15 protein-coding genes are annotated in these 13,026 nt (G+C 69.2%); 8 read left to right on the forward strand and 7 right to left on the reverse strand.

Features of this window, described 5'->3' with window-relative positions:
- Positions 1 to 8: 8 nt before the first annotated feature.
- From ACFYTQ_RS20880 to ACFYTQ_RS20895, 4 genes are all read right to left on the reverse strand, one after another.
- Positions 9 to 413: a PPOX class F420-dependent oxidoreductase gene (locus tag ACFYTQ_RS20880; protein ID WP_387363204.1), complete on the reverse strand. Its 405-nt coding sequence runs from the start codon at positions 411 to 413 to the stop codon at positions 9 to 11.
- A 66-nt stretch (positions 414 to 479) separates the two neighbouring features.
- Positions 480 to 1,100 (reverse strand): Fic family protein, encoded by a 621-nt coding sequence (locus ACFYTQ_RS20885; RefSeq protein ID WP_387364224.1) that lies wholly within the window; start codon positions 1,098 to 1,100, stop codon positions 480 to 482.
- Positions 1,100 to 1,261: a hypothetical protein gene (locus ACFYTQ_RS20890; RefSeq protein WP_387363207.1), complete on the reverse strand. Its 162-nt coding sequence runs from the start codon at positions 1,259 to 1,261 to the stop codon at positions 1,100 to 1,102. The genes ACFYTQ_RS20885 and ACFYTQ_RS20890 overlap by 1 nt, the downstream gene beginning before the upstream one ends.
- 104 nt (positions 1,262 to 1,365) lie before the next feature.
- Entirely contained in the window at positions 1,366 to 2,556 is a 1,191-nt protein-coding gene (locus ACFYTQ_RS20895; protein ID WP_387364227.1) for an esterase/lipase family protein, read from the reverse strand.
- A 272-nt stretch (positions 2,557 to 2,828) separates the two neighbouring features.
- On the opposite strand from ACFYTQ_RS20895, the gene ACFYTQ_RS20900 reads away from it, so the two are divergent.
- The 3 genes from ACFYTQ_RS20900 (at position 2,829) to ACFYTQ_RS20910 (ending at position 6,850) form a co-directional block, all read left to right on the forward strand.
- Positions 2,829 to 4,184, forward strand: coding sequence for a purine-cytosine permease family protein (locus ACFYTQ_RS20900; protein ID WP_387363210.1), 1,356 nt, complete (start codon positions 2,829 to 2,831; stop codon positions 4,182 to 4,184).
- A 37-nt stretch (positions 4,185 to 4,221) separates the two neighbouring features.
- Positions 4,222 to 5,247 carry a phosphotransferase enzyme family protein gene (locus ACFYTQ_RS20905; protein WP_387363212.1) on the forward strand — a complete coding sequence of 342 codons (1,026 nt, stop codon included), beginning with the start codon at positions 4,222 to 4,224 and terminating at the stop codon, positions 5,245 to 5,247.
- A 115-nt stretch (positions 5,248 to 5,362) separates the two neighbouring features.
- Entirely contained in the window at positions 5,363 to 6,850 is a 1,488-nt protein-coding gene (locus ACFYTQ_RS20910) for an amino acid permease (protein ID WP_387363216.1), read from the forward strand.
- Here ACFYTQ_RS20910 and ACFYTQ_RS20915 read toward each other — a convergent pair.
- Positions 6,823 to 7,368 carry a hypothetical protein gene (locus ACFYTQ_RS20915; RefSeq protein WP_387363219.1) on the reverse strand — a complete coding sequence of 182 codons (546 nt, stop codon included), beginning with the start codon at positions 7,366 to 7,368 and terminating at the stop codon, positions 6,823 to 6,825. The two genes, ACFYTQ_RS20910 and ACFYTQ_RS20915, sit on opposite strands and share 28 nt — an antisense overlap.
- 157 nt (positions 7,369 to 7,525) lie before the next feature.
- Between ACFYTQ_RS20915 and ACFYTQ_RS20920 the strand changes: the two genes are divergently transcribed.
- The 4 genes from ACFYTQ_RS20920 (at position 7,526) to ACFYTQ_RS20935 (ending at position 10,723) form a co-directional block, all read left to right on the forward strand.
- The gene (locus tag ACFYTQ_RS20920; RefSeq protein ID WP_387363222.1) at positions 7,526 to 8,200 is read left to right on the forward strand and encodes a TetR/AcrR family transcriptional regulator; all 675 of its coding nucleotides are present in this window, start codon (positions 7,526 to 7,528) and stop codon (positions 8,198 to 8,200) included.
- A 51-nt stretch (positions 8,201 to 8,251) separates the two neighbouring features.
- Positions 8,252 to 8,647, forward strand: a complete 396-nt coding sequence (locus ACFYTQ_RS20925) for a MerR family transcriptional regulator (protein ID WP_387363225.1) — start codon at positions 8,252 to 8,254, stop codon at positions 8,645 to 8,647.
- Entirely contained in the window at positions 8,644 to 9,504 is an 861-nt protein-coding gene (locus tag ACFYTQ_RS20930) for a TIGR03619 family F420-dependent LLM class oxidoreductase (protein WP_387363228.1), read from the forward strand. The genes ACFYTQ_RS20925 and ACFYTQ_RS20930 overlap by 4 nt, the downstream gene beginning before the upstream one ends.
- Before the next feature lie 76 nt (positions 9,505 to 9,580).
- A complete protein-coding gene (locus ACFYTQ_RS20935) occupies positions 9,581 to 10,723 on the forward strand; it encodes a hypothetical protein (RefSeq protein ID WP_387363231.1) in 1,143 nt (380 codons plus the stop codon).
- Here the strand turns inward: ACFYTQ_RS20935 and ACFYTQ_RS20940 are convergent.
- Positions 10,708 to 11,043, reverse strand: a complete 336-nt coding sequence (locus ACFYTQ_RS20940; RefSeq protein WP_387363234.1) for a cupin domain-containing protein — start codon at positions 11,041 to 11,043, stop codon at positions 10,708 to 10,710. The two genes, ACFYTQ_RS20935 and ACFYTQ_RS20940, sit on opposite strands and share 16 nt — an antisense overlap.
- A gap of 71 nt (positions 11,044 to 11,114) precedes the next feature.
- On the opposite strand from ACFYTQ_RS20940, the gene ACFYTQ_RS20945 reads away from it, so the two are divergent.
- Positions 11,115 to 12,056, forward strand: a complete 942-nt coding sequence (locus tag ACFYTQ_RS20945; protein WP_387363237.1) for a GlxA family transcriptional regulator — start codon at positions 11,115 to 11,117, stop codon at positions 12,054 to 12,056.
- A 1-nt stretch (position 12,057) separates the two neighbouring features.
- On the opposite strand, the gene ACFYTQ_RS20950 is transcribed toward ACFYTQ_RS20945, so the two are convergent.
- The gene (locus ACFYTQ_RS20950) at positions 12,058 to 12,993 is read right to left on the reverse strand and encodes an undecaprenyl-diphosphate phosphatase (protein ID WP_387363240.1); all 936 of its coding nucleotides are present in this window, start codon (positions 12,991 to 12,993) and stop codon (positions 12,058 to 12,060) included.
- Positions 12,994 to 13,026 lie beyond the last annotated feature (33 nt).

Here is a 13,026-nt window from a genome sequence, read left to right on the forward strand (position 1 = left end):
TCGTTCCGTCATTGCACGCTGGTCCCCGTGGGCGTCACGACGAGCACGACCCGATCCGGAGCATCGGCCGGTGCCTCGGTGATCGGCATCTCGTAGCGCCGAGCCAGGAACAGAAAGAACTCGCCTGTGGGGTCGGATTCGACCGCGGTGACCTCGCCGCGGACCTCGAGGTAGCGGTAGGGCTGGTCGGGGTCGTTGATGGAGAGGGAGACGCGGGGGTCGGCCTCGACATTGCGGAACTTGCGGCGGGTGCGGGTGGTGGTGAAGCGGAGGTGGGTGCCGTCCCAGGCGAACCACATCGGATTCGTTTGGGGGGAACCGTCTTCGCGGAGGGTGGAGAGGTGGGCGAACAGGGGGCGGGTGAGGAGGTCCTGGTGGGTGTTGGGGATTTGGGTGGGGGTGATCTCGGGCATCGCGTCATCCTGTTCGTCGTGGTTCGGACGCCGAGGGTAACGGACGTGGGAAGACGTCGGTGAACCTTAGTCACCGAACGGGCACACCGGAACGAACGCGGCGAGCTCGCGAGGATCGCGATGCTCGTCGAACTTCCGAAGGAGATCGATGTAAGTCCGTTTGTGGAGGTCCCAGTCGTACCGTTGCAGGGTCTCGCCGGTTTGCGCGGCGGTGAACACCAGATCCCCGAGAAGCCTTGTCGTCCGGCCATTTCCGTCGGTGAAGGGATGGATCCGCACCGTCTCCGCGTGCACGACAATGCCCAGCTGTCGTGGAGTCCAGTCGTCGGTGTGCTGCCAACGGTAGCGGATGTTGTCGAGTGTGTTCCTCAGTTCCGATGCGATCTGTTCAGGTGCGATGCCGATGGTCATCTCCCGGACGCGGAACCTCCCGGCCCACTGCCAAAGATCGCCGTACAAGCGGAAGTGGAGGTCACGGATGAAGAAGTCGGTGAGTAGATCATCCAACGTGATTGCATCACAAAGGATTTCGGCCAGGAGGTTCGTTGTGGTCTCTGTTTGGAGTTGTTGCTCGATATCGTAGATCTCAGCCTTGCTGATCGGTTCGCCCAACGCCTCTCGAATGGAAGGTTGCAGGGCCTCGGCCTCTTCGTGAGCGAGGGGCGTCTCCCCGTAGCCAGGCTCCATCACTTCCCGGTCCGGGACCGGTGCTCGGCGAGGAACTTCTCCACTCGCTCGGAACGCTGGTAGTTGGGGGGAACGATCCGGCGTTCGAGCTTGGCGGATGCCTTGGTCGAGCTGCGCGCCACTCGCTTGATCGTTTCCTTGGTGACAGCGGGACGCTTCATGGCTCGAACCTCTCTGCTCCGGCGGCACTTCATCCTAGCTCCGGAGCATCGAGGGCATGCCGAACCGCCGGGTCGTTGGCACGGCCCGGCGGGACGGGTTCACATCACGGGTGGCCGCCGCCTCCGATCAGCCAGGGGTTGGGGGAGCATTTCAGGTTGGGGAACTTGGTCGGGTCCAGGGCGTTGAGGGCGATGGAGAGGGCTCGGGGGGAGTACATCATGGTCAGGTGGTCGGAGAGGTCTATGCCGCAGTCGTCCTGGAGGGTGATGTTGTGGACCGTCGCGCCGGGGCCCGCGGTGAGGAAGGTGGAGTCGTAGGGGGTGGTGATCTCGTCGTAGCGGGTGCCTACGACGGTGTAGTTGATGCCGGAGACGGTGTCGCCGTTGGCATTCAGCTTGTTGATGAAATCCGAGCCGACGGTCTGCTGGATTCCGGAGACTCCGACGACGAGGGAAATGGGGCCGAGAACGTCGATGCCGAAATTGTTGATGGCTCGGCCGAGAGCGCCGATTCCGTCGAGCGTGGTGCCGTGATGGGTGGCGCCGTAGGTGATGAGGTTTTTGACCTTCGTGCCGCCGCCTTCGTATTTCGTGTAATAGTTCGTCATCGAGCCGCCCTGCGACCAGCCGATGATGTCGACCTGCGGGGCGCCCGTGGCGGACAGGACGCGGTCGACGAAGGTCGACAATTGCTTGGCCGAGGTCGGGATATCGCCGGTGCCGTACGCGCCGGGCAGCAGCGAACCGGCGCCGCCCCCGTTGATCAGGTCGGAACGGCCGTAGTTGAAGGCGAACTCACAGAAACCCGCGTCCTTGATCGGCTTGCTCATGTACGCGAACGTGTCGTAGGCGTCGGCCCACGTGCCGTGCACCAGAACGACCGGCCGCGGATGCGCCGAGCTGGGCTTACAGCTCCAATCGTTGACCCCGGGCGGGGCGACGTCGGGGTTGAGCAGCGAGTACCCGAACGCCGCCAGGAACGCCGACATCTCGGGCCCGGACCCCTTGGTGTCCGACGCCGAACTTCCCCCCGTATCGGCGACCGGCTGCTTCGACTTGTCCTTCAGCCCGCTCGCGATCTTGTCGATGAGCTGCTGTTTCTGCGCGCTGAGCGAGGACGTGCCCGCGTCCGCGGCGGGTGCGGCCGCGGCGGGCGGGGCGGCCGTGGTCGTGGTCGTCGAGCTCGGCGCGGCCGGTTCGGCGCCGGCCAGCGCGCCGGACGCGCCGACGGTGAGCGCGAATGTGCTGGCGAAGATCGCCAGACGCAGTAATTTCCGATTCTGGGTTCGCTTCATCATGCTGCCTCTTTGCAGAATTAATGATCACGGGGAAATGGTTCTCCGACGCCTGAACGTCGAAGTGGATAAACGGTAACTCCGACCATTTCCTGTATTCGCCGAGGTGCCGAACAAGCTGAAAAATCTCACAATTCGACCCGATTGCGAGAGTGATATAACACATTGTGAATCAGACGTATATTCGATCTCGGCAATCGGTATTTCCACCAGTTCACCACGCCGGGCCACGTCCGCGACGGCACCGCCCGTGACCTAGCATGGGGTGGGTTATGGCCGATACTCGCGAGCAGCGGCGGGCTCGAAACGCCGAGGCGCCCCTCACGCTCACCACCGAACCCCCACGCAGCCTCTCCTTCGCCGATCAGACGGCGTTCTGGGTGAATCTCGGGGTCAGTCTCATCGGATTCACCGGGGCGCTGTTCGTCCTGCGGCCGGGGGATTCGCCGCAGTTGCCGGTGCTCGCCGCGATCCTGGCGACCGTACTGGGGACGGTGATCGGAACAGCGATGGTCGCGGCCGCGGGCGCGGTGGGCGCGCGCACGGGGGCGCCCGCGATGGCGAACTTCCGGGGGCTGTTCGGAACTCGCCTGTCGTACGTGCCCACGGTCGCCAATATCGTGCAGTGCGTCGGCTGGGGCGTGTACGAGCTGACCGTGATCTCCGGTGGGGTGCGGGCGTTGACGCACGGCGCGCTGCCGCGGGTCGCGGTGATCGTGGCGGCCGGGATGCTGTGCACCGCGATGGCGGTGTGGCCGTTGTCGGTGCTGCACATCCTGCGCAAGTACGTGACCGTCGCGGTGGCGATCTCGATGCTGTATTTCACCGTGCAGTTGCTGCGGCATCCGCTGCCCCCGAGCCCGGACACCTCGTGGAGCGGATTCTTCCCGGCCGTGGATACCGCTCTGGCCGTTGCGGTTTCGTTCGTGCCGCTGGCCGCGGACTACACCCGGCACGCGCGCTCGGCGGCCGCGGCGTCGGGGGCGACGCTGCTCGGCTATTCGGTGGGACAGATCTGGTGTTATCTGCTGGGCATCGTCGCGTTGCTCCAGGTCGGCGGCGACCCGGAGCGGATCTTCGACACCTTCCTCGGGGTGGCGGCGGGCTGGGTGTTCTTCGCCGTGCTGGTGCTGCGGGAGTCGGATCAGTCGTTCGCGAACGTGTACTCGACGGCCATGTCGTTGCAGAATCTGCTGCCGCGCGTGGATCGGCGGATTCTCGCCGGGGCGGTCGGGGCGCTGGCGACCGTGCTGGCCCTGGGGGTGCACGACTTCACCGGATTCTCCAACTTCCTGTTGCTCATCGGGTCGGTGTTCGTGCCGTTGTGCGCGGTGCTGGTGGTGGACTACTTCCTCGGCCGTGGGCGGCGGGGGTGGGATCTGTCGGAGCACGCGCCCGCGCGTCCGCTCATGGTGCTGCCGTGGGTGCTGGGTTTCGCGGTGTATCAGCTGTTCAATCCGGGATCGGTGACGTGGTGGGCCCGGTTCTGGGTGCGGGTGCAGGACGCGGTGGGGGTGCGTCCGGGCGGCTGGTCGTCGGCGTCGTTGTTCTCGTTCCTCGTCGCCGGGGCGGTCACCGGACTCCTGGTGATGGTGGAGCGCCGGCGCGCCGGAACGACGGGACGGTAGGGCCGGGGTGGGCCGGGACGGCGAATGGGTCTGGGGCATGGGCGCCGACCCGGTGGCCGAACCCGATTACCCGCCACTGACTCTCGACGAGATCGACGGCGCCGTCGAGATCGAGTGGCGCAGTCCCCGACCCCTGTCGACCACGGCCCGGGTACGGATGGGGAACGGGTCTCGGGTGGTGGTCAAGCGCGTGCCGATGGCGCTGCGCGACGGCGCGGCGCTCGCCGAGGAGCACCGGTTCATGGATCACCTTCGGCGACAGGGCATTCCGGTGCCCGAGGTGCGGTCGTGGACCCGGGACGGCTTCTCCTACGAGATGCAGACGCGCGGGGCGGGGTCGGATCCGTACCGCGGGGTGTTCTCCTGGACGCCCTACCTGTCCGTGGCGCACGCCGCCGCCTCGGGACGGATGTTGGGCCGAATGCACCGCGCCGCAGCCGGTTACGACGCGCCCGCCCGTCCCGTCCGCCCCCTGACCCCCGCGATCTGCACCGACCCGATCGCCACGGCGAGGACCTACGCCGCCGCCCGCCCGGCGCTCGCCGCGTTCCTGGCGAGCAAATCTTGGCGAACCGAATTGGCCTGGCCGCCAATAGAACTCGGTGACCTGGAACCCCTCTGGACGCACAACGACTGGCACCCCACCAACCTGCTCTGGTCCGGCGACGAGATCACCGCGGTCTTCGATTTCGGCCTCGCCAACCGCACCACCGCCGTCTTCGACCTCGCCGTCGCCGTCGAACGCTTCGCCGTCGACTGGCTCGCGCTGCCCGCGGGCGGCCCCGCGCGCGTGCGCGCCGACCAACTCGCGGCCTTCCTCGCCGCCTACCGCGAAACGCGCCCGCTCACCCCCGGCGAACGCGACGCCCTGCCGAAACTGTTCCCGCTCTGCCACGTCGCCTACGAACTCTCCGAGATCGACTACTTCCTCTCGGTCCTCCCGCGCCCCAACCACGAGAACGCCGAAATCGCCTACCGCCGACACCTTTCCGACCGCCTGCGCTGGGCGGCCTCGCCCGACGGACGCGCGTTCACCCGGCGCATCGAACGACTGACCCGATGACGGCCGAATTCCGCTGACAGTTTTTGCCGACCTGGTGCATCTCGGCGGGCGAACCGGGCAATACTATGTCGCAGGCGGGTCGAGCGGGGGGCAGCTACAACGGAGGAGTAAGAGGTTGGCCAGCGCGTTGTTCCGCACCAAATCCGTAGAGCAGTCGATCAGCGACACCGACGACCCGGACTCGAGACTGCGGCGGGATCTCACCGCGGTCGACCTCACCGTCTTCGGCGTGGCCGTGGTCGTCGGCGCCGGTATCTTCACGCTCACCGCGCGCACCGCGGGAACCGTCGCCGGTCCCTCGGTCTCGCTCGCCTTCGTCTTCGCCGCCGTCGCCTGCGGGCTGGCCGCGTTGTGCTACGCCGAGTTCGCCTCGACCGCGCCGGTCGCGGGCAGCGCCTACACCTTCTCCTACGCGACCTTCGGTGAGCTCGCCGCCTGGATCATCGGCTGGGACCTCATCCTCGAATTCGCCCTCTCCGCCGCGGTCGTCGCCAAGGGCTGGTCGCAGTACCTCGGCGAGGTGATGGGGTCGCGCACGCCGATCGTCCACTTCGGGTCGGTCAGCTTCGACTGGGGCGCGGTGCTGTTGCTGGCCGTGCTCGGCGTGCTGCTGGCCGTCGGCACCAAGGTGTCCTCGCGGGTGTCGGCGATCGCGGTCGCCATCAAACTCGCGGTGATCGCGCTGGTGCTCGTGGTCGGGCTGACCTACTTCAAGTCCGAGAACCTCTCGCCGTTCATCCCGCCGTCCAAGCCGGGCGAGGGCGGGTCCGGCGTGCATCAGTCGTTGTTCTCGTGGCTGACCGGCGCGGGCAACAGCACCTTCGGCTGGTACGGGCTGCTGGCCGCGGCGAGCCTGGTGTTCTTCGCGTTCATCGGCTTCGACGTCGTCGCCACCACCGCCGAGGAGACCAAGAACCCGCAGCGCAACGTGCCGCGCGGCATCATCGGCTCGCTGCTCATCGTGACCGTGCTGTACGTGGCGGTCTCGCTGGTGCTCACGGGGATGGTGCCCTACACCGAATTGTCCGGTGGCGACGCCACTCTCGCGACCGCCTTCGCGATCCACGGCGTGGACTGGGCCAAGAACATCATCTCGATCGGCGCGCTGGCCGGGCTCACCACCGTCGTCATGGTGATGTACCTCGGGCAGACCCGGGTGCTGTTCGCGATGTCGCGCGACGGGCTGCTGCCGCGCGGGCTGGCGCGCACCGGCCGCAAGGACACGCCCGTGCGCATCACCGTCATCGTCGGCGTGGTGTGCGCGGTGCTGGCGGGCTTCGTCGAATTCGGCACGCTCGAGGAGATGGTCAACATCGGCACGCTGTTCGCCTTCGTGCTGGTCTCGATCGGCGTGCTGATCCTGCGGCGGACGCGGCCGGACCTGCCGCGCGGATTCCGGGTGCCGCTGGTTCCGCTGGTGCCGATCCTGGCCGTGATCGCCTGCGTGTGGCTGATGTTGAACCTGTCGGTGGAGACCTGGCTGCGGTTCCTCGTGTGGATGGTCGTGGGGCTGGCGCTGTATTTCACCTACGGCGTACGCCATTCGGTGTTGCGCAAGCGGGAGCGGGCGGCCGGTCAGTCCGGCGCGGTCGAAACCCCCTGAGGTGCGGTCTCACCCGCCGCGTGGGCGGACCGCGCCAGCGCCCGGGCACGGTCGAGCTGTTCGAGAATCGTTTCCCACTGGGCGTATTCGCCGTCGGGCCGTCCCGCGGCGCCGTCGAGATGAAGGCGCAGCAGCGCCCGGGTGACCTCCGCGGTATAGGCCGCCGCGGCCAGCGGCGGGGGCACCCGATCGACGGCGTCGTAGACCTGGGCGACGCGGTCGGTGAGCCAGTACGCCTCGAAATGCGCTTGGGCGGCGGGATTCTCGTCGCGCAGCGCGACGCCGCTCGGTCCCGCGGCGCCCGCGCGGTCGGACAGGCCGCCCAGATCCGGCGCCTCGCTGAGCGCCCGGCGGAGTTCCGCGCCGAGCGTGCGGTACAGCAGACCCGCGAGCATGGCGTGTTCGACCCCCGCGGTGTCGGTGCCCGCCAGCTCTCGGCCCCACACCTGCTCGGCAACCTCGTCGACCTCGGCGCCCAGGATCGCCAGTGCCGCCCTCAACTGCCCTATCGTCGCCATAGGTGCTCGTTTCTCTGCCGTGGTGTGACAGGTGGACAGGACGGACGACCGTCTTGTCGATCGATAGGCTACCTTCTGGCAAACGTTTTTGCCCGCCGAACGTGTGCGGTGTCGTGCCCGTCCTGCTGAACCGGTCGACTGTCCATATCCTGGCGGTATGAGCGTGCGGACCGACGAGACGGCCGGCCGCCTGCCGCGCGGCAGGCATCGGCTCAGTCGCGCGGAGGTGGAGTCGTCGCAGCATCGGCGATTGTGCGGGGCGGCACTGGACGTGGTGGGGGAGTTCGGCTACGCGGCCACCACCGTCGGCGATATCGTCGCGCGGGCCCGGGTGGCCCGGCGGACGTTCTACGCCATGTTCGCAGGTAAGGACGAATGTTTCGCCGCCGCATACGATTTCGGCGTCGAGCGGGCGCTGGATCGGGTGACGGCGGCGATCGGCCGCTGGCACGACAGCGATTTCGGCGTCCGGGTGCGGATCTCCTTCGAGACCTATCTCGACGTGCTGGCCGCCGCACCCGCCGTCACCCGGGCGTTGTACGTGGAGGCGCTGGTGGCCGGCGGGCCGTTGGTCGAGCATCGCGCGCGGGTGCATCGGCTGTTCGCCGACTACCTCACCGAGGTCGCCGGGGCGGCCGTGCGGCACGGGGAACTGGCCGCGCTGCCCGATCCCCGGATGGTCGACATGCTGCTGGGCGGTATCGATGACCGCATCCGCGCGTGCCTGAATCATGAAGGGGCGCAGGCATTGCCGAGTCTGGCTCCGTTGTTCACCGACGCGGCCCTCAGGCTGTGCGACGCGACGGTGCGGGGCCGCGACGGCTTGCTCTGACATCGATGACAAGGTTTAGCGTCGGCGGGGTCGGTGTGGTGAGGAGGTCGCATGTTGATCGGGGAGTTGGCGGATCGGGCCGGGATCAGTGCTCGGATGTTGCGGTATTACGAGCGGCAGGGGTTGGTGCGGGCGGGGCGGTCGGCCAATGGGTATCGGGTGTACGACGAGGGGGAGGTGGTGGTCGTGCGCAAGATTCGGGAACTGTTGGCGCTGGGGTTCGATCTGGCGGACGCGGGGGCGTTCGTGACCTGTCTGCGGGCGGGGAATCGGTCGGGGGACGAGTGCCCGGATTCGGTGGAGAGTCTGCGGCGTCGGCTGGCCGAGGTGGAGGGGGCGATCGCCGAGCTCACCGATGTTCGGGAACGTTTGCGCGGGCAGCTCGCGGCGGCGGATGACGCGCCGAGATGTGAACTGTCGCATTATCTTTCGGAGGAGAATCGGTGAAGTTCGCCGTCAGTTACAGCACGCCGTTCAACGGGACCGATCCGGATCGGCTCGTCGCGTTCGCGCGCCACGCCGAGGAATGCGGGTTCGAGGGGCTGTACGTGCAGGACCACATCGCGTTGTACCCGGGGGCGAACTACGGGGGCGGGGAGATGCCGCCGACGCTGGCGTACTTCGATCCGCTGGACTGCCTGAGTTTCGTCGCGGCGGCGACGGATCGGCTGTTGCTCGGGACGGGCGTGCTGCTGTTGCCGTATCGGCATCCGGTCGTGCTCGCCAAGCGGCTGGCCACCCTCGACGTGCTGTCCAAGGGGCGGATGCGGCTGCTCACGATCGGTCTCGGCGCGCTGCCCGGCGAGGCCGAGGCGGTCGGCGTCGACTTCCGCAGCCGGGGCCGCCGCGCGGACGAGGCGATCGACGTGTTGCGGCTGCTGTGGGCGGGCGGGCCGGAGGGCGTCGATCATCGCGGCGAGTTCTTCGCCTTCGACAAGCTGTGCAGTTATCCGAAACCGCTTGCGGGAGCGGACCTTCCGATCCACGTCGGCGGTTCCAGCCGGGCCGCCGCCCGCCGCGCCGGTCGCCGGGGCGAGGGCTACTTCGCGGGCGGCATGCTCGACGAGGCCGAACGCGATCGGCAACTCGACCTCGCCCGCAAGGCCGCCGCCGAGGCCGGGCGCGATCCGGCCGCGCTGGAGTACACCCGGTGGGGCTCGGCGAATCTGGCGCCCGAGCGGGTCGCCGAACTCGCCGAGCACGGCGTGACCCGCGTCGTGGTCAACCTCACCACCGAGACCGCCGCCGAACAGCACGACCAGATGTCGGACTTCGCCGCGCGTTTCGGGTTGACGGCGTCCTAGCCGATCGGGCGCGATCGCACCGCGGTTCGCGGTTCGGGGGTTTCCCGGCGAACCGGCGATGCGGTTGGATGACGGCGTGGACACTGTCGAATTCGCCCGTGTGGTCCAGGAATTCGGGCCCGGCGCCGCGCTGCTGGTCGAGCCCGGGTCCGCGGCCGCCGCCCACGTTCCGGCGCGCTGGGCGGGGATCGCGGGCAGCGAGGTCGCGTGGGACCGCTGCGCCGCCGCGTTGGCGCTGTGGCCGCGCGAGGTCGTCGATCTGCTGCCGAGGTTCGCGTCGGTGCTCGCGCGCTGCCTGGAGGATGTGCGGGTGTGCCTGCTGCGCGGGGACTGGGTGTTGCTCTACGGGATACGAAACCGGTTCCGGGAGCACGAGTTCCGGATCGGCTGGGATCCCGCCACCTTCGGCGCCGCCGTCCCGGCGCACTGGGACGCGCTGCCCGAGGCGCTGCGCGAGTTCCTCACCTCGGTGCACGCGGGCTTCACCGATCTGGACCGCGTCTCCTTCGGGCCCGTCCGGCCGCGCGACATGCTGAGCTACGCGGAGCTGGGGCTGCTGCCGGTGCGCAATTGGCAAGCGGGCGAGGATATTCCGGTGGATCGGGCCATGCTCGTCACGCGGGGGCTGGGCGGCACGTACTACTTCGCGTCGCCGGATCTGCCCGCGGGGACCATCGGCTGGGAGGCGGGCGGGAACCTGGACCGGCCCCTGCCGTTCGGCCCGACCCTCGACGACATGATGAGCCGCGGCTTCCCGCCCGCGACCGCTCCCGAACCCGTCGCCGCACCCGGTCCGCCGCCGCGGGTGGCGCGCGCGGTGGTGTGGAACGCGAAGCTCACCGAGGACACCGCGCGGGCGCGCATCCACGAACTCGTCGGCGAACTGTCGACGGCGCTCGGCGGTCAGCTGCGCGTGGAACCGCTGGACGAGACGATGCTGCCCTGCGACGACGACGCGGGCGGGGTGTCGGAGTTCGAGCGGCTCGACGCCCGGTTCCGGCTCGAACCGCCGCCCCCCGATCGCGCGCGCGGCTATCTGCCGGTGCTCGTGCGGATCTGGGAACAGCGCGGCTGGAAGGTCGACGCGTCGGTCGAGGCGGACGGCGTCGTCGCGCGCGCCCGGACGGCGGACTGGTTCGAACTCGTGCTCTCCTGTCGCGACGACGTGCTGCGGCTGACCGTCGCCTCGCCGGGAATGGCCCGTCAGCCCTCGGGATAGAACAGGAACAGGGTGCAGCCGGTGGTGGTCGCGGGGATGTGCCAGGAACCGGCCGGTGCGTGCAGGAAGGTGCCGGGGCCGTAGTCGCGGGCGCCGTCGTGGAAGGTGCCCGCGACGACGTAGACCTCCTCGGGGCCCGGTTCGTGCACGTCGCGGCGGGGCCATCCGGAGCCGGGGTCCATCTCGAGGAGGTGGGCGTGCGCGCCGTTCGGTCCGGTCCAGAGGGTGCGCAGCCGGACGCCTGGGAAGAGTTCGCGGACCGGGGCGTCGGCGGCGGTGTTCGAGGTGTAGCCGTCCTGGGCGAGGATCTCGGGGTGCATGACTCCTACCGTGCTCCGTGCGGTGGGGTCCGGACAGTGTCCGATAAGACGTCATAGGGTACTTTTTTGCCATGCATCGTGTGGTGGCCCTCGTGCGGCCGGTGCAATCGACCTTCGAACTGGGTTGTGGCGCAGAGGTGTTCGGCACACCCCGGGCCGGGGTGCCGCAGTACTACGAGTTCGAGGTGTGCGCCGAGCGGCCCGGACCGGTGCCGACGACCGCGGGATACGCGCTGAACGTCACCCGCGACCTGTCGGCGCTCGACACCGCCGACACCGTGCTCATCCCCGGCTGGCTGCCGGTGGAGACGCCGTTGCCGCCCGCCGTGCGCCGGGCGCTGCTGCGGGCGCACGCGCGCGGGGCGCGGCTGGTGACGATCTGTTCGGGGGTGTTCGCGCTGGCTCGCACGGGTCTGCTGGACGGCCGGTCGGCGACCACCCATTGGGCGCGCGCGGCGCAGCTCGAATGGGAGTTCCCCGCGATCCGGGTCGAGCCCGATGTGCTCTACGTCGATCACGGCGACGTGGCCACCAGCGCCGGGGCGGGCGCGGGCATCGACCTGTGCCTGCATCTGGTTCGCAAGGATCACGGCCCCGCGCACGCCGCGCTGCTCGCCCGGCACATGGTGCTGCCCCCGCACCGCGAGGGCGGTCAGATCCAATTCGCCCCGCCCCCACCGCCTTCCGACGCCCTGGACGGGCTGCTCGAATGGGTGGAGGCGCGCCTGGACAAGCCGCTCACGGTCGAGGACATGGCCGCGCACCTGCGCGTCTCCCCGCGCACGCTGGCCCGCCGCTTCGCCGACCAACTGGGCACCAGCCCCGGCGCCTGGCTGCTCGCCCGCCGCGTGGCCGAGGCCCGAAACCTGTTGGAGCAGACGGATCTACCCGTCGACGCCATCGCCGTCCGCGTCGGCCTCGCCTCGGCGGTCAACCTGCGCCGCCGCTTCCGCGACCGGGTGGGAACGACGCCGGGCGCGTACCGGCGCGCGTTCCGGACGCCGGGACCGTGATTCAGCCGAAGTGCAGGATCGACAAACCGCCCGCGACGAGGCAGTAGGTGGCGAACGGGAGCAGGGTGCGGGTGCGGAAGTAGCGTTCGAGGTAGCGCACCGCGAGCCAGGAGCAGACGCCGGAGACGAGCGCGCCCACCAGGATCGGGCCGCGGGCGGGGGCGATGCCGGGGTTGAACAGTTCGGGGAGTTCGACCAGGCCCGCGCCGAGAATGGTGGGCGTGGCCAGGAGGAAGGCGAATTTGGCGGCGTGCTCGTTCTCCAGGCCGCGCCACAGGCCGCCGACCATGCTGAGCCCGGCGCGGCTGAAACCGCTGAGCAGCGCGCCGGTTTGGGCGAAGCCGATGGCGATCGCCTCCCACCAGCTCAAAGCCGCCAGGGGACGGTCGGATTGGCGCGGGGTCGCCGGGTCGAGGAGCGCGACACCGCCGTGCGCCCGGCGGCGGGCGAAGCGGCGGCCGTACTCCGCGAGCGACGGTTCGTTGCGGCGGCGCAGCCCCTCGCCCACGATCAGCACCGCGCCGTTGGCGGTGAGCACGACGCTCGTCTCCAGCGGGGTGACCGACAGGGCGTGCAGTTCGTGATCCAGCAGCGGTCCGAGCACGCCGACGGGGACGGTGGCGAGGATGATCAGCCAGGCGAGCCGTTGCGGCACGGTCTCCGCGCGCCCGGTGCGCACCGACGCCACGAAACCGCCCGCGATGGCGAGCCAATCGCGCCGATAGTGTCCGAGCAGGGCCACCGCCGTCGCCACGTGCATCGCGACCACGACCGCGAGATACACTGTGCCCCTGCCGGATCGGCCCTGGCTCGCCTGCCGCCAACTGCCGCCGACCCAGTCCGCGACCAGCACCGAGTGTCCGAGACTGGAGATCGGGAAGAGTTCGGTGACACCCTGTACCGCCCCGATCACGGCGGCCTGTGAGTAGGTGATCATCGAGCACGAGTCTCGCACAGCCCCGGGGCCGGA

The organism is Nocardia sp. NPDC004068, assembly GCF_042874315.1.
In the GTDB taxonomy this organism is placed as follows: domain Bacteria; phylum Actinomycetota; class Actinomycetes; order Mycobacteriales; family Mycobacteriaceae; genus Nocardia.